At 73.2% G+C, this 14504-nt stretch carries 14 protein-coding genes; 5 read left to right on the forward strand and 9 right to left on the reverse strand.

Features of this window, described 5'->3' with window-relative positions:
• Window positions 1–30: 30 nt before the first annotated feature.
• Window positions 31–267, reverse strand: coding sequence for a heavy-metal-associated domain-containing protein (locus AC24FB_RS09795; RefSeq protein WP_425715550.1), 237 nt, complete (start codon window positions 265–267; stop codon window positions 31–33).
• A gap of 124 nt (window positions 268–391) precedes the next feature.
• Between AC24FB_RS09795 and AC24FB_RS09800 the strand changes: the two genes are divergently transcribed.
• Window positions 392–1075, forward strand: a complete 684-nt coding sequence (locus AC24FB_RS09800; RefSeq protein ID WP_425715549.1) for a Crp/Fnr family transcriptional regulator — start codon at window positions 392–394, stop codon at window positions 1073–1075.
• A gap of 145 nt (window positions 1076–1220) precedes the next feature.
• Window positions 1221–1925: a biliverdin-producing heme oxygenase gene (locus tag AC24FB_RS09805; RefSeq protein ID WP_425715548.1), complete on the forward strand. Its 705-nt coding sequence runs from the start codon at window positions 1221–1223 to the stop codon at window positions 1923–1925.
• 193 nt (window positions 1926–2118) lie between these two features.
• On the opposite strand, the gene AC24FB_RS09810 is transcribed toward AC24FB_RS09805, so the two are convergent.
• On the reverse strand, window positions 2119–3381 hold the full coding sequence (locus tag AC24FB_RS09810; protein ID WP_425715546.1) for an O-antigen ligase family protein: 1263 nt from the start codon (window positions 3379–3381) through the stop codon (window positions 2119–2121).
• Between the two features lie 194 nt (window positions 3382–3575).
• Between AC24FB_RS09810 and AC24FB_RS09815 the strand changes: the two genes are divergently transcribed.
• Together AC24FB_RS09815 and AC24FB_RS09820 are read left to right on the forward strand one after the other, a co-directional pair.
• Window positions 3576–4718 (forward strand): MFS transporter, encoded by a 1143-nt coding sequence (locus tag AC24FB_RS09815; RefSeq protein WP_425715545.1) that lies wholly within the window; start codon window positions 3576–3578, stop codon window positions 4716–4718.
• Between the two features lie 109 nt (window positions 4719–4827).
• On the forward strand, window positions 4828–5442 hold the full coding sequence (locus AC24FB_RS09820) for a histidine phosphatase family protein (RefSeq protein ID WP_425715544.1): 615 nt from the start codon (window positions 4828–4830) through the stop codon (window positions 5440–5442).
• Between the two features lie 33 nt (window positions 5443–5475).
• On the opposite strand, the gene AC24FB_RS09825 is transcribed toward AC24FB_RS09820, so the two are convergent.
• The 7 genes from AC24FB_RS09825 to AC24FB_RS09855 all read right to left on the reverse strand — a co-directional run bounded on the left by AC24FB_RS09825 (window position 5476) and on the right by AC24FB_RS09855 (window position 13149).
• Window positions 5476–5934, reverse strand: a complete 459-nt coding sequence (locus tag AC24FB_RS09825) for a hypothetical protein (RefSeq protein ID WP_425707671.1) — start codon at window positions 5932–5934, stop codon at window positions 5476–5478.
• Window positions 5935–6449: 515 nt separating this feature from the next.
• The gene (locus tag AC24FB_RS09830) at window positions 6450–7505 is read right to left on the reverse strand and encodes a PfkB family carbohydrate kinase (RefSeq protein ID WP_425715543.1); all 1056 of its coding nucleotides are present in this window, start codon (window positions 7503–7505) and stop codon (window positions 6450–6452) included.
• Complete coding sequence (locus AC24FB_RS09835; protein WP_425715542.1) at window positions 7502–8995, reverse strand: purine-cytosine permease family protein; 1494 nt, start codon at window positions 8993–8995, stop codon at window positions 7502–7504. Before AC24FB_RS09835 ends, AC24FB_RS09830 begins: the two co-directional genes overlap by 4 nt.
• Before the next feature lie 123 nt (window positions 8996–9118).
• Window positions 9119–10144, reverse strand: a complete 1026-nt coding sequence (locus AC24FB_RS09840) for an ADP-ribosylglycohydrolase family protein (RefSeq protein ID WP_425715541.1) — start codon at window positions 10142–10144, stop codon at window positions 9119–9121.
• Window positions 10141–10908, reverse strand: coding sequence for a GntR family transcriptional regulator (locus AC24FB_RS09845; protein ID WP_425715539.1), 768 nt, complete (start codon window positions 10906–10908; stop codon window positions 10141–10143). The genes AC24FB_RS09840 and AC24FB_RS09845 overlap by 4 nt, the downstream gene beginning before the upstream one ends.
• 58 nt (window positions 10909–10966) lie before the next feature.
• Window positions 10967–11932 (reverse strand): FecCD family ABC transporter permease, encoded by a 966-nt coding sequence (locus AC24FB_RS09850; RefSeq protein ID WP_425715538.1) that lies wholly within the window; start codon window positions 11930–11932, stop codon window positions 10967–10969.
• Window positions 11933–12021: 89 nt separating this feature from the next.
• Window positions 12022–13149 carry a FecCD family ABC transporter permease gene (locus AC24FB_RS09855; RefSeq protein ID WP_425715537.1) on the reverse strand — a complete coding sequence of 376 codons (1128 nt, stop codon included), beginning with the start codon at window positions 13147–13149 and terminating at the stop codon, window positions 12022–12024.
• A 209-nt stretch (window positions 13150–13358) separates the two neighbouring features.
• Between AC24FB_RS09855 and AC24FB_RS09860 the strand changes: the two genes are divergently transcribed.
• The gene (locus AC24FB_RS09860) at window positions 13359–14402 is read left to right on the forward strand and encodes an ABC transporter substrate-binding protein (protein ID WP_425715536.1); all 1044 of its coding nucleotides are present in this window, start codon (window positions 13359–13361) and stop codon (window positions 14400–14402) included.
• The last annotated feature ends 102 nt before the right edge of the window (window positions 14403–14504 follow it).

Here is a 14504-nt window from a genome sequence, read left to right on the forward strand (position 1 = left end):
CTCTCCTGACGTGGAGTGAGTGGCCGGGGGTCAGAACGCCGAGGGGGCGGCGCTGTAGCCCGCCTTGGCCACGGCAGCGACGAGGTCGTCGACCGAGGCCCGGACCGGGTCGTGGTCAATCTCGATACGGGCGGAGGCGAAGTGCACGGTGACGTTCTCGACGCCGTCGAGCCGGCCGACCTGCTTCTCGATCTTGGCCACGCACGAGGGGCACGAGAATCCCTCGGCCCTGAGGATCGTGCGGGTGGTGGCGGCGGTGGTGGTCATGTCGATCTCACCTGTCCTTTCGTCGTGGATTGCGGTGTCTTCGCAATCTAGGAAGGTGGCGCGGGATTCTCCTTGACGCAGGTCAAGTCCGTGCGAGGTGAGGGGCGCCGGGTAGATTCCGGGTATGTCCGAGCCTGATCTGTGCGTGGTCCGGGTCCCGATCTTCCAGGGGCTGACGCGCGCCGAGCAGGAGACGGTGGCGGAGGTCGTGCGACCCCTGCGGGTGGCCAGGGGCGAGACCGTGCACCTGCCCGGACAACCGGTGACCCGGGTGCTCGTGGTGCACAGCGGGCGGCTCAAGGTCAGTCAGACCTCGGCCAACGGGCACGAGCAGGTGCTGCGGACCGCCGGCGCGGGTGAGGTGGTGGGGGAGCGGGCCTTCCTCACCGGGCAGCGGTCCGAGGACCTCGTCGTCGCGATCGAGGACAGCCAGATGTGCGCGCTGGACCACGACGACCTCTCGGCGCTGCTCGGGCGCTACCCCGACATCACCCAACGGATCCTGCGCACGCTGTCCGATCGGCTGCACTCGACCGAACGGCTGCTGGCCGCGGTCACCTCCAGCGACGTCGGCGCTCGCGTGGCGGCCTACCTGCTCGACCTGCCCGTGAGCGTGCGCGACTCGGTGGTGGCGGTGCGGCTCCCGATGGCCAAGCAGGACGTCGCGGGCTACCTGGGCACGACGCCGGAGACCCTGAGCCGGCGCCTGGCGGCGCTGTCCGACCGCGGGATCATTCGCCTGCAGGGGCGGCGAGACGTGGAGCTGCTGGACATCGACGCGCTCGAGGAGGTCGCGGAGCCGGGGTGAGGGTGAGCCGGTGGTGGATCACTCGGGTGTGGTGGTGCGCCGTCGTGCGGGGTCGGGGCCAGGTAAGGCTTGCCTGACCGGTGGGTTGACGACAGACTGTCAGCACACTTGATCGTGACGCGCCGTCAGCAACCCAGGAGCCCCCATGGCCACCACCACCCAGCCGCTGTCCGAGGTCCTGCGGGACACCACCCGGCCGCAGCACGAGCACGCCGAGACGCGCTCCTTCGTCAGCGACCTCATGGGCGGGCGCCTGGGCCGTGCGGCGTATGTCGACCTGGCCCGTCAGCACCACGCGATCTACACCGCGCTCGAGGGTGCGGGTGACCGGCTGGTCGGTGGTGGGACAGGTGGTGACCCGGTGGCGGCGGCCTTCGTGCTGCCTGAGCTGCGGCGGGTGCCGAGCCTGGAGGCGGACCTCGCCACCCTCGCCGGCCCGACCTGGCGCAAGGAGCTCCCCGTGCTGGCGGCGACCGAGACCTACGTGGCGCGGCTGGAGGGCATCGCGGACGCGGCCACCTACCTGGCGCACGCCTACACCCGCTATCTCGGCGACCTCTCCGGCGGCCAGGCCATCGCGCGGATGCTCCAGCGCCACTACGGCATGACCGCTGACGATCTGACCTTCTACACCTTCACCGGGATCGAGAAGGTCAAGCCGTTCAAGGACCACTACCGCGCCCTCATCGACGCCGCCCCCTTCACGTTCACGCGCGAGGAGCGCGATCGGGTGGTCGAGGAGGCCAAGGTGGCCTTCGACCTCAACGCGGCGGTGTTCGTCGCACTGGGCGAGAGGCACGTGGCCGCGGCGGAGGGCGGGCGCGAGACGGCGTCGTCGGGGGCGGCCTGAGTCGCATCCCTTACCTCGCGCGTCGGGACTCAGACCGTCTCTCCCGCTTCGAGAGGATGGGTTGTGTCACGAGGGGATGCCCTCTGCCCATCCTTTCGTGACAGAACCCATCCTTTCGATGAAGTGGTGGGGCTGCGGAGGAGGTGGATGGGGCTGAGCGGGGTACGTGGCCGGTCGGACAGTGGGCGCGTGGTCAAGCAGGTCGGTGGTGCGGGGCCGAGGCCCAGCCGAGGACGAGGCCCGCGGCCAGGGTGACGGGCGGGAACTCGTAGAGATGGTCGATCATCGAGTGCACCGCCAGAGCGGTCCAGGCCGTGGTGGCCACGAGCGCCGCCCGACCTCCGCGTTGCGCCCCGACGGCCAGGCCCGCGGCAAGGAGGCCCGCCAGCATCAGGACGCCGACCAGGCCGAGCTCGGCAGCGACCTGCAGGACCGAGGAGTGCACCTCGGACAGGTCGGGACGCGACGCCGCGATCGGCGAGGAGGCCACGAAGGAGCCCGGCCCCGACCCGGCCTGCGGACGCTGCGACCACAGCTCGAGGGCGTCGGCCCACAGGGCGTGGCGGGCACCGCTGAGGCTGCCGGAGGTCGACAGCCACGTGGGCCAGGTCGACAGGCCGCCGAGCCAGGTGACGAGGGCGGCCGCCACCGCGATGACGGCACCACCGGCGATGACCAGGGTGCGCGGGGCGGTCAGACGGCGTCGGGACGGCAGGTCGCGGCGGACGAGCGCGAGGGTGAGGACGAGCGCGAGAACGACGACGAGCACGCCGGCAGCCTGGGCGCGACCCGCGAGGAGCACGCCGAGCACGACGGCGACGAGCGTCGGGACGGGCAGCGTGAGGTGGGTGACGCGGGTCGGTGCGAGGGTGTCTGGTTCGTGCCGCTCGTTGCTCAGCGCGAGCAGACCGGCCAGGGCGACGAGCTGGAGGCCGAACGCCGCCTGGGCGTTGGCGTAGAACGGGACGAGCAGGGCCAGGCCGGCGACGAGCGCGACGGCGGCGCTCAGGTGCGTGGTGGTGACCCCTCGTCGGGGAGCTGGTGCGTCGGTGGTGTCGTCGTCGGGGGAGCGACTGGGGTCGACGTGCGCGGAACGTGAGGCGAGCACCCGCCCCGCCGCGACGCCGGCGAGGATGACGACCGGCGCGATGAGGAAGGGCAGGGCGTCGGCAGGCGGGCCGCCGTGGGCGAGCGAAGCGATCGCCGTGTATCCGAGCCACAGCGCGACCGCGAGCACCAGCAGGAGGTCGGCGCGCGAGTCCAGGCCGAGGTGGGACAGGCCACGACGGGCGGAGCGCTCGGCGGCGGCGAGGCGGGAGCGGGCGGTGGACTGGGAGGTCGCGCCGGTGCGCCGCTCGGCAGAGGACAGGTCTGCGCGGGAGCTGTCACCGGTGCGCGGCTCGCTCGGTGTGGAGTCCTCGGACCGGGGGAGTCCATGAGGCGCGTGTGGGGGCACGTAGGACGACGCTAGCGAAGTCGGGCTGTCCTGGGGGCGATGGTGATCTGCGGCGGGAGGAGCCGGCAGTGCGATCCGGGGCGTCACTGCGTCGAGCGGATGGGTGGGGCCAAGTGAGGATGTGCTGAGGGCGTCTGCTCGTGACACACACCAACCCCTTGTGAGGGGGACGAAGATCGGGGGTCGGAAGCGCCGTGGGAGATCCTCGTCGGCTGGGGCTGCTGCACCTGGCGGTCTTCTTCAGCTCCTTCGACCGGCTCGTCATCGCGCCGATGCTGCTGGCGATTGCCGACGAGTTCGACATCTCCCTGACCGAGGCGGGCGTCATCGCCTCCGTCTACCTGGTCGGGTACGGGGTGATGCAGATCGTCTGGGGGATGATCTCGGACCGGCTCGGGCGGGTGCGGACGATGCGCGTCGCGCTGCTCATCGCTGCATCCGCCAGTGTCCTCAGCGCGGTGTCCCCGCACGTCGTGGTCCTGACGGTGGCGCGCATCCTCGCCGGTGGCGCCTATGCCGCCGTCGTCCCGGGTGCACTGATCTACATCGGGGACACGGTCCCGGTCGAGCGGCGGCACGGCCCGCTGACCGACGTCATGATGATGACGGCGAGCGGGATGGCGACGGCCACCCTCGTCGGCGCTGCCCTGGCGGACCTTGCCAGCTGGCGGCTGGCCTTCGGGGTCCCTTCGATCCTGGTGATCGGCGTCGTCGTGCTGATGAAGCAACTTCCCGAGGTGGTCTCCCACGGGGAGCCGCGCTCGGTGCGTGCCTCGTTGGTGCGAGTGATCGGGCATGGGTGGGCGCTCGTGGTGTTCGCCTGCGTCTTCGTCGAGGGCGCGGTCCTGCTCGGCGTGCTCAACTTCCTGCCGACCGTCCTGCAGGCCGAGGGGTTGAGTACCACGTTGTCCGGTGTCGTCACCGCGGCGTACGGGGTTGCCGTCGTGGGTGCGACCCGGGTGGTCAAGCGCGTGGCGGACCGGATGAGTCAGGCGGGGCTCATCGCGGTGGGTGGGGTCTCCGGGGTCGGTGCGTACGTCGCGCTGGTGCTCGATCCGTCCACGGCCGGGGTTCTCGTGGGGTGTGTCCTCCTGGCGGGTGCCTGGGCCTTCATGCACTCCACGCTGCAGAAGTGGGCCACCGAGGTCACGCCGGACGCGCGCGCGACGAGCGTCAGCCTCTTCGCCTCCTCCTTGTTCCTGGGCAGCGCGGTCGGGACCGCGCTCGGAGCGGGACTCGCCGATCGGGGCAGCTTCGTCACGCTGTTCTCGATCGGTCTGGCGATCATGGTCGTCCTGGGTGCGTCGGCGTCGGTGCTCCGCGCCCGTAGCGAATGAGGCGGCCCGTTGGCGTCTGTGCGATGGGCGGGGCGCCTCCCCTGACCACCGAGCTTGGGTCCGGTCCGACCCGACGGTGCCCACAGCTGCTCCCCGTACCGTGGCGGCCATGCGCAACCTCTACGTCGTCACCCACCCCGAGGCCACGCATCACGTCGACCGCCTGGTCGGCGGCTGGTACGACTCCGAGCTGACGGAACGCGGCCTGGCGGCCTCGCGGGCGCTCGCGACCAGGGTTCGCGGGCTCGTCCCCGAGGGCGCGACGGCGGAGGTCATCAGCTCCGACCTGCGCCGCACCGCGCAGACGGCGCAGGTCATCGGTGCGGCTCTCGGCGTCGAGCCGGTCCTCACGGCCGACCTGCGCGAGCGCTCCTACGGGGAGGGCGAGGGGCGCCCGCAGGCATGGCTCGACGAGCGGTACGTGCCCGCGCCGGCGATGGGCGACCGGATGACCCACGACCACGGGGTGGCCGGCGCCGAGCGCACGATCGACGTCGCCGGCCGCGTCTACCGGGCGATGGACCAGGTCACCGCCCGCGACTGCGAGCACCAGGTGATCGTCACCCACGGCGGGGCGCTCACCTACGTGATCGCCGCGTGGATCAAGATGCCGCTCGACGCCGCCGGGCACGTCGCGTTCCGGGCGACCAGCGGGGGACTCACCCACCTGCGCGAGCACCCCCGTTTCCGCAGCCGTGAGGTGGTCACGCTCAGCAGCGTCTGAGGTGGCCTGGGCCGGACTCGCGCGCTCCGGTTCTCAGCTCCCGACCGGCGCGGCCGGGATGCCGCCGTGGCCACCGACCACCTTCATCGTGAACACCGGTCCGAACCAGCGTTGCCGCGAGCTGTCGGTCGCGAGGTCCACCAGGCTCAGGGCGGCGGCGACGCCGTTGGCGATCAGGCGGCGGCCGGGTGAGCGGGGAGCGAGGCGCTCCAGCGCGACGGTGCTCGCGACGGCGGTCGAGCAGCGGAGTCCCGCACGCCTCCAGGATCCTTCGCCCAGCAGCGGCAGCGCGAACGGCTGGACGTGGACCAGGGCGAAGGTGAGGCGCGAGCGCATGGCCTTCATCGAGTAGCGCTCGCGGGTGGCCGGGAGCTGGAACGCGACGAGCCCACCGACGAGGTCGAAGGCGACGGCGCCGACGAGCGAGCCGCGCAGCCAGCCCGATCGTCGTGCGGTCCGAACGCCGACGGCGAGGGCCGAGGCGGTCGCCACGCCCAGTACTGCGGCCGACTCGCCGCGGCCCAGCGGGCCCACCAACGACGTCCACGCCGAGGCGGGGCGCGTCGTGTCGGCGGGGCGGGTCGAAGCGCGTCGTGCGGGCGAGAACATGGCTGCCTCTCAGGTCGGGATGTCGTGGTCGGCTGTGCGGTGGGAGCGGCTGAGCCGTGCGGCCGTCGCGGACCGGATGCTCAGCGGTGCGGAGCGCGAGGTGCTCCGCCTCGGTCGATTCGGCACGTCGTCGACCCCTGCTCACGAGGCCGTCGACGAGGAGCCCCAGGACGATGCCGAGCGTGACTGCGACGGCGGCGTCGAGCAAGCGATATTCGTCGGACCGGTGGCCGGCGAAGGTCCCGATGCCGAGGCGCACGCCCGTCCTCCGGCGACCAGCCGGTTACACGTTCTTCGAGACGATGGGTGGTGTCTCGAGACGATGGACCCGGGGCATGTTCTCGAGACACCACCCATGCTCCCGACGCGAGCAGCGGGCAGGGGAGTGGGCCAGGCGGTCAGTCGCGGGTCAGCAACTGGTCGATCTCCTCGGCCGTCGGCGACGTCGCCGGGCCGCGGCGGGTGACCGCGATGCCGGCCGCGACGTTGGCCCGCCGCACCGCCTCCGCGAGCGGCACGCCGGCGGCGAGGTCCGCGCACAGCACGCCGGTGTGGGCGTCACCGGCACCGTTGGTGTCCACCGCCTCGACGTCGATGCCCGGCACGTGTACCGCAGCCTCGCCCGGCCGGGCGACCCAGCAGCCGCCCGCCCCGACGCGCACGAGTACCACCGCCTCGAGCTCCTGGCTCAGGGCGGCGGCGAGCTCGTCCGCACCGACGCTCGCCTCGTCAGTGCCCGCCGCACCGGCGCCCGCAGCGTCCTCGGGCACATCCGCAGGATTCCGCTCTCCCGCGCCGTCCCGCTCACGGAGCACCCGCCCCGCGAGGATGCCGGCCTCGCGCTCGTTGACCGACCACAGCGTCGCCGCGCCGCGCACCGCCGCCAGCGCCTCGCCCGCCACCTCACCGATGACCGGCGAGGCGTCGACGACGACCTGCGCCGCCTCCGCCATTCTCGGCAGCGCCCGGGCAAGCATCGCGGCGTTGTCGGGGTGCAGGAGCGAGTAGCCGCTGACGTAGACGACGTCGCCCGGCCCCACCGGTACGCCGTCGAGTGCGTCCACCGCGACGTGTCCCTCCGCGCCGAGTGTGGAGACGAAGGTGCGCTCGGCGTCGTCGTCGACCAGGGCCACGCAGAAGCCGGAGTCCATCCCGGGACGGGCGGCCAGGAGCACCTCGATCCCCTCTGCGGCCAGCGCCTCGCGCACCCGGTCGCCGAACGGCCCGGTGCCGTGCCCTCCCGCGTAGAGCACCTCGGCGCCCTCGCGTCGGGCGGCGGCCATGACGTTGAAGCCGCCGCCCACCTCGAGCGCGTGCTCGGAGGCGAAGACGTCCTCGCCGGCGGCCGGCACGCGGCCGACCTGCATGACGACGTCGACGATCGCCTGCCCGGTGTGGATCACCCGGCCCGCACGGCCGGTCACCGCGGCCGCACCCCCGACGCGGGCCGTCATCGCGCGGCCACGGACGGGTCGCGGCGGCCGGCGCGGGCACCGCCGAGCGCGGCGTAGAGGCCGGCCGAGATGGCGAACGTGGCGACCCACGCGAGACCGTTGGACCCGATCCAGGTCTCGGCCAGCGCGCCGGTGAACCACACCTCCTCGGAGCTCACGCGCGCCGTCGTGAACAGGAAGCCGACGACGATCGCCGCCGCCCACGCGAGCGTCGAGCGCCACTCCACGCCCCCGCGGTACCAGTAGCCCGACGTCTTGCCCAGGTCCATCAGCGAGTCGGCGTGGTAGGTGCGGCGCCCGATCATGTCGACGACGAACACGCCCACCCACGCCGTGATCGGCACCGCGAGCAGCGAGATGAACGTGATGAACGGGCCGTAGAAGCTCTCCGAGACGAGCATGAAGTAGATGGCGCCGATCGTGGTGACGACGACGTCGAGGATGACGGCGTTGACCCGCTTGATCCGGATGCCCAGGGTGAGCGTGGTGAGGCCCGCCGAGTAGACGGACAGGTGGTTCGACAGCAGCAGGCCGCCGAACGCGGTGACGAGGTAGGGGATCGCCACCCAGGCCGGCAGGACCGAGCGGACCGCCGCCACCGGGTCGCCGGCGCTCGCGAGCCCGGAGTCGCCGGCGCCGAGGATCGCGCCGAGACCGATGATGATGACCAGCGGTATGCCGGCCCCGGCGGACGCCGAGGCGATGAGCGACCCGGCCCGCACGCGGGGCGACTGGTAGCGGGCCATGTCCGCGCCGGCATTCGCCCAGCCGATGCCGGTGCCGGCCGCGATCGTGCCGACGCCGATGATCACGGCGGAGGCCGGCCCCGCCGGGGCCGACAGGACGAGGTCCCAGTCCACGGTGGTCACCAGGTAGGCGGCGACGAAGATGTTGAGCGCCCCGAAGATCCACGTGGCCCACTTCTGCACGGCGACGAGGAAGGCGTGGCCCATGCCGGACACCGCGACGGTGCAGACGACGAAGATCGCGATGCAGACCAGGGCGAGGACCGGGCTCTCCTTGGCGTCCGCGTTCGTGCCGAGCACCAGGGTGGACAGCGAGAGCAGCGCGAACGCACCGGTCGTGGTGTTGACGGTCTCCCAGCCGAGCCGCGAGGCCAGCGAGACGATCGTCGGGCCGATGTTGCCGCGCACGCCGAAGATCGCCCGGGACAGGGTGAGGCTCGGTGCGCCGCCGCGGCGGCCCGCGATCGAGATGACGCCGACGATCGCGAAAGAGCCGAACGCGCCGAGCACGGCGGCGATCAGGGCCTGCCAGATGTTCATGCCCAGCGCCACGAGCGTGACGCCGAGCGGGATGCCGAGGATCGACAGGTTGGCGGCGAACCACACCCAGAACAGGTCGAGCGGGTTGCCCTGCTGCTCCTCGACCGGCACCGGCTCGATGCCGCGCTGCTCGTACTTCGACAGGATCACGTCCTGGGCCTGCTCGGCCGCGGTCGGTGAGGCGTCGTGGTTCGGGGACATCATGCACCCTTCGTTGGATGGTCCGGGGAAGGACGGGTGGGCGCCGGTACGCGCCGGCGGATCGTCGGTTCCGGGTTGTTCGGGTAGTTCGGAGTCGTTCGGGTTGGTCGGGCGGTGCCCGGTGCGTCAGGCGGGGTCCGGTGCCGCGGGGGCGTGCGACCGGCGCAGTGCGAGCAGCTCGTCCGTGACGCCGGCGAGGTCGAGGTCGGAGACGGACGAGACGGTGGCGACGTCGTCGGCGGGGAAGCCGGCGGGCCCGTGGGTGGCGCCGAGGATCGCGCCGGCCATCGCCGCCACGGTGTCCGTGTCCCCGCCGATCGTGGCGGCGAGGCAGAGGCCGCCGTAGGGGTCGTCGCGGAACCGGCTCGCGATGACCAGAGCGCTGACGACCGACTCCTGGGACTGCACCGACGTGCCGACCACCCCCACGAGGAAGTCCGCCAGGTCGGCGGTGCTCATGGCGTGGGTGGCACGCAGCACCCACCCGGCGCGGTCGGGGATCGAGGCGCCCGCGACCCAGTGGCCCATCGTCTCCGCGCGGCGGGCCAGGTCGAGGCCGTAGGTCAGCGCGTCGTCGAGGTCTGCGCCGTCGACCGCGGCGGAGACCGCCCCCGCGACGGCGGCCGCCCCGGACAGGCCGAGCCCCGTGTTGTGCGTGACGAAGCTGAGGTCGTGGACGGCGCGGAGCAGGGCGTCGGGGTCTGCGGACGGCACCGCCACGGCCACCGGCGTCACCCGCATCGCCGCACCGTTCGTCGTCCCGCCGGAGCCGGTCTCCGCCGGGTCTCCGCCGTCGGCGATCGCCGTGATGGCCGCGGAGGTGGAGGGGCCGAGGAGGTCGAGCGAGCCCTTCGCGCGCATCCGTCCCTCCCAGGCCATGAGCGCGTCGGCGAAGGCCCGGGTCGCCACCCGGCCGCCGCCGTCGACGAGCAGCCGGGCGACGAGAAGGGCCTGCTCGGTGTCGTCCGTGACCGAGCCCGCCGGCATGCCCGGGGCGATCGGCTGGTCGGCCGGGCCGTCGACGAGGCCGGTGATCGGCCCCAGCTCGCGGGCGATCCGCTCGCGGGACATCGACTGCGTGGGCATGCCGAGCGCGTCGCCGAGCGCGAGACCGGTGAGGGCGCCGAGAGCGCGGTCGTGCAGGGTGGTCATGCGGGGGTGTCTCCGAACGTGAGGTGGAGGCTGAAGTGCGCCGGGTCGAGGAAGGACTCGACGTGCTCGACGACGTCGCTGCCGATCGAGAAGGACAGCCGCGTCGTGCGCAGCACGACGGTGCCGGGGGCGTGCTCGAGGTGTGCGGCGACGTCGCCGGACGTGGGCACGACCCGCGCGTCCTGCGTGCCGTGGTGCGCGACGAGGCCCGCGCCGCGGAGCGTGGCCGTGAGGGAGTCGTCCACGAGGCCGGTGGTCGGGAGGTCGCGCAGCGGGCCGGTGGCGGGCACGACGGCGCGCTCGTAGGAGATCGGGCGGCCGTCCAGGAGGCGTCGTCGGGCAAGGACGACGACGTCGCGGCCGGCGAGCTCGGGCGGCACGGCGTGTGCCGGGGCGGCTGTCGGGTGCGCGGGGCCGGGTGGGGGCGTGGCGCTGGCCGCGGGGACGAGCGTGATGCCGAGGATCTCGGTGGTGACGGCGGCGCCCGCGTCGGTCAGGGCGCGCGCCCAACCGACGCCCGGGTCCAGCGGGCTGCCGTCGAAGGTGACGAACGAGCCGAGCCCCGCGCGGGTGGCGATGAGGTCGCGGCGCTGCAGCTCGGCCAGGGCGCCGCGGACGGTGCCGCGGGAGACGCCGAACTCCGCGGCGATTCCCGACTCGCTGTCGAGGCGCTCGCCGGCACGCAGCGCGCCGGCGTTGATGCGCGCGGACAGGGCGGCGACGATGCGCTCGCGCTGCGTCATCGCAGCCGGGGAACCGGACATGCTGCACATGTTCATACCTGTTCACTTCGCCTGTCAAGGCCGTGCCGCGACCGAACGCTCACCGCCCCTTGCGCGGCTCCGCCGCCAGCAGCCACGCCAGGTACGCCCCGCCGAGCACCACCGTCACGGTGCCCACGGGTACCGGCTGCGCGAGCGTGTGCTGCGCCAGCAGGTCGGCGCCGAGCAGCACGAACGCCCCGGTCAGCGCGGAGTGCACGAGCGGGATGCCCGGGCTGCGGGCCAGCCGACGCGCGATCTGCGGCGCGGACAGGGCGACGAACGCGATCGGCCCCGTCGTCGCGGTCACCAGCGCGGTGAGCAGCACGCCCACCCCGAGCACGAGCAGCCGCGTCCGCTCGACGTGCACGCCGTGGGAGGCGGCCACGTCGTCGCCGAGCTCGAGCTGCCGCATCGGCCGCACAGACAGCAGGAGCAGCGGCAGCGCGGCGAGCACGACGGCGACGGCCGGCACCACGTCCGACCAGCTCGCCAGGCTCAGCGACCCCGACCCCCAGATCGCCGCCGTCATCGCCGTCTCCGTCTCGGCGCGCAGGAGGATCCACGAGTTGACCGCGTGCAGCGCCGCCGTCACCGCGATCCCGACGACGATGAGCCGGAAGCCCTGCACCCCGCCCCGCCACGCGAGCAGGTAGACGAGCACGCCGGTGCCGAGCCCGCCGAGCAGCGCCCCGCCGGTGGCCCCGACGAGCCCGCCGCCCAGCACGATCGTCGCCACGACCACGCCCGTGTACGCGCCGGTCGAGAACCCGATGATGTCCGGCGAGCCCAGCGGGTTGCGCGTGAGCGTCTGGAACAGCGCGCCGGCCACGGCCAGAGCGGCCCCGAACACCAGCGCCGCCGACACCCGCGGCAGCCGCCACTCGAGCACCACGGTCGAGGGGAAGCCGTCCTGCCCCGTCGCCGCGCGCAGCACCTCGAGCGGGGTCAGCGGGTAGTCGCCGATCCCGAGCGCCAGCACGGTGAGCGCGAGCAGGACCGCCGCGAGCACAAGACCCACGACCATCGGACGACGACGACGCCGCCTCCGCGCTCTCGCCAGACCCTGACCGGCGGTCTGCGGGTGCTGCGTCGCGGTCCCGGGCTCCTGGGCGGTCACAGGGTCAGCGCCTTTCGTCGTCGGGCGAGTGCCACGAGAACGGGTGCGCCGATGAGCGCGCTGACCAGACCCACGGGCATCTCCGCCGGCCACACGACGAGGCGGGCGAGGATGTCCGCGCCGATCATGAGCACCGGCCCGAGCACGAGGGACAGCGCGAGCACCCACCGCTGGTCGGCCCCGGCGAACCGCCGCGCGGCGTGCGGGACCATGAGGCCGATGAAGGCGATGGGGCCGGCGATGGCCGTCGCGCTGCCCGCGAGCACCGTGATGGCGACGACGCTCAGCACCCGCGTCCGCCTGAGGGAGACACCGAGGGAGGTCGCGACGTCGTCGCCCATCGCCACCCCGTTGAGCGCCTTGCCGAGCAGGAGCGCGAGCACGAGGCCGGGGATGAGCAGCGGCGCCACGGCCCCGACGACGTCGAGCCCCCGACCGGACAGGATCCCCGCCTCCCAGACCTGCAGGGCGTTGAAGGTGCGCGGGTCGGACAGGCGCAGCGCGCCGAGGATCCCGGACAGGACCGCGCTCAGCGCCACGCCGGCGAGGACGATGCGTACCGGGTCGACCCGCCCGCCGCCCGTGCGGCTGATGAGCGTGACCGCGACGGTGGCGAGGAAGGCCCCCGCGAGCGCGAACCACACGTAGGCGCTCGGCGCGGACACGCCGAGGAGCGAGATCGCCATCGCGACGGCGAAGCTCGACCCCGCCGACACCCCCAGCAGCCCCGGCTCGGCCAGCGGGTTGCGGGTGAGCGCCTGCATGAGGGCGCCGGCCACCGCGAGCGCGGCCCCGACGGCGACCGCCGCGATCGTCCGCGGCAGCCGCAGCCCGGTGACGGCGTGCTGCTCGGTCGGCGGGACGTCGCCGCCGGTGAGGGAGTCGAGCACGGTGGGCAAGGGTATGTGGCTGCTGCCCACGACGATGCTCAGCACCCCGAGAACGACCAACGCCCCGACGCCGATCAGCAGCGCCGCGATGCGCGCCCGCGTGGCTGAGCCGCGGGATCCCGCGCGGCCGACGGCCGGCCCGCCGGAGTCCGCGCGGCCGGCGTCCCGCCCGCCGGAGCCCGCGCGGCCGCCGGCGGGAGGGGGAGTGGTGGGTGCGGCGTCGTCGTCGGGCACGGGTGTGGTGGTTCGTTCGGCGACCGGACTGCCGGCGGGCGCGCCTGAGCTCGCGCCGTGCCTGCCGCTCTCGGCGGAGGGGCCGCTGCCGGCGGGTGGCGGTGGTCTCATCGTCGTCGTGCCTGTTCCTTGATCTATTAGGTGAGGCTTACCTTAGGGGCTCTGTGGGCCGCCCCGGTCCGCACCCCCGGTTCGACCAAGGAGTATCGATGACCATCGACCGCCCCGCGCGCACCCGACGCCTGACGATCGGCGCCGGCCTCGCGCTCGCCGCGTCCCTCACCCTTGCGGCCTGCGGCGGTGGTTCCGAGGAGGAGTCGGGTGACTCCGGCGAGTCCGGCTCCGGCTCCGGCGCGGGCGCGGGCGACTCGGGCGAGGCGTTCCCGGCCACGGTCGAGACCGAGTTCGGCGAGGTGACGATCGAGGAACGGCCCGAGCGCGTGGTGGCGCTGGGCTGGGGCGACGCCGAGGTCGCGCTCCAGCTCGGCGTGCAGCCCGTGGGTGCGTCGGACTGGATCGGTTTCGACGACCCGACCGGAGTGGGGCCGTGGATGGAGGGCGCCTACGACGAGGCCCCCGAGATGTTCGGCACGCTCGAGCTGTCGTACGAGGCGATCGGCGCGCTCGAGCCGGACCTCATCCTCGATGTCCACTCGAGCGGTGACCAGGAGCGCTACGACCGACTCAGCGACATCGCACCCGTGGTCGGCGTGGCCCCCGGCGGCGGGGACTACCTGACGACCGGGACCGAGCAGCTCGAGATGATCGCCGCAGCGTTGGGGGAGAGCGACCAGGTCGAGGAGATCCTCGCCGAGCAGGAGGAGGCGTTCGCCGAGGTCGCGGCGGCGCACCCCGGCTGGGAGGGGCAGACGGTGACCGTCGGGTCGCGCACCTCCGAGGGCTGGGGCGCGTACACCGCCGCGGGCAGCCGCGTGTCGTTCATGACCGAGCTCGGGTTCGTGCCCAACCCCGAGATCGAGGAGCTCTCCGAGGACGGCAGCTGGAGCGTCTCCCTGTCCGACGAGCAGCTGCCGGTGTTCGACGCCGACCTCGTCATGGCCACCCCCATCTGGATCGAGCCCACCGAGATCTCCGAGGATGCCGGCTGGCTCGCGATCCCCGCGGTCGAGGACGGCCGCTCGATCCTCATCGACAACGAGGTCTCCGACGCTTTTGCTCTGGCCACGCCCGAGGCCAGGCTGTACGCGCTCGAGCAGCTCGAGCCGCTCATCGAGGAGGCCCTCGGCGAGTGAGGGGAGTTCTCGTTGTTCGCCGACCCATGTACTTGCGCGCCGACCCATGTACTTGTGCGCCGAGCCATGTACTTGCGCGCCGACCCATGTACTTGTGCGCCG

Source organism: Georgenia sp. Z1344 (genome assembly GCF_057652375.1).

Coding starts and splice junctions, on each gene's coding strand:
- AC24FB_RS09795 (WP_425715550.1), bottom strand. CDS start 267: ATGACCACCACCGCCGCCACCACCCGCACGATCCTCAGGGCCGAGGGA.
- AC24FB_RS09800 (WP_425715549.1), top strand. CDS start 392: ATGTCCGAGCCTGATCTGTGCGTGGTCCGGGTCCCGATCTTCCAGGGG.
- AC24FB_RS09805 (WP_425715548.1), top strand. CDS start 1,221: ATGGCCACCACCACCCAGCCGCTGTCCGAGGTCCTGCGGGACACCACC.
- AC24FB_RS09820 (WP_425715544.1), top strand. CDS start 4,828: ATGCGCAACCTCTACGTCGTCACCCACCCCGAGGCCACGCATCACGTC.
- AC24FB_RS09830 (WP_425715543.1), bottom strand. CDS start 7,505: ATGACGGCCCGCGTCGGGGGTGCGGCCGCGGTGACCGGCCGTGCGGGC.
- AC24FB_RS09835 (WP_425715542.1), bottom strand. CDS start 8,995: ATGATGTCCCCGAACCACGACGCCTCACCGACCGCGGCCGAGCAGGCC.
- AC24FB_RS09840 (WP_425715541.1), bottom strand. CDS start 10,144: ATGACCACCCTGCACGACCGCGCTCTCGGCGCCCTCACCGGTCTCGCG.
- AC24FB_RS09845 (WP_425715539.1), bottom strand. CDS start 10,908: ATGTCCGGTTCCCCGGCTGCGATGACGCAGCGCGAGCGCATCGTCGCC.
- AC24FB_RS09850 (WP_425715538.1), bottom strand. CDS start 11,932: ATGGTCGTGGGTCTTGTGCTCGCGGCGGTCCTGCTCGCGCTCACCGTG.
- AC24FB_RS09860 (WP_425715536.1), top strand. CDS start 13,359: ATGACCATCGACCGCCCCGCGCGCACCCGACGCCTGACGATCGGCGCC.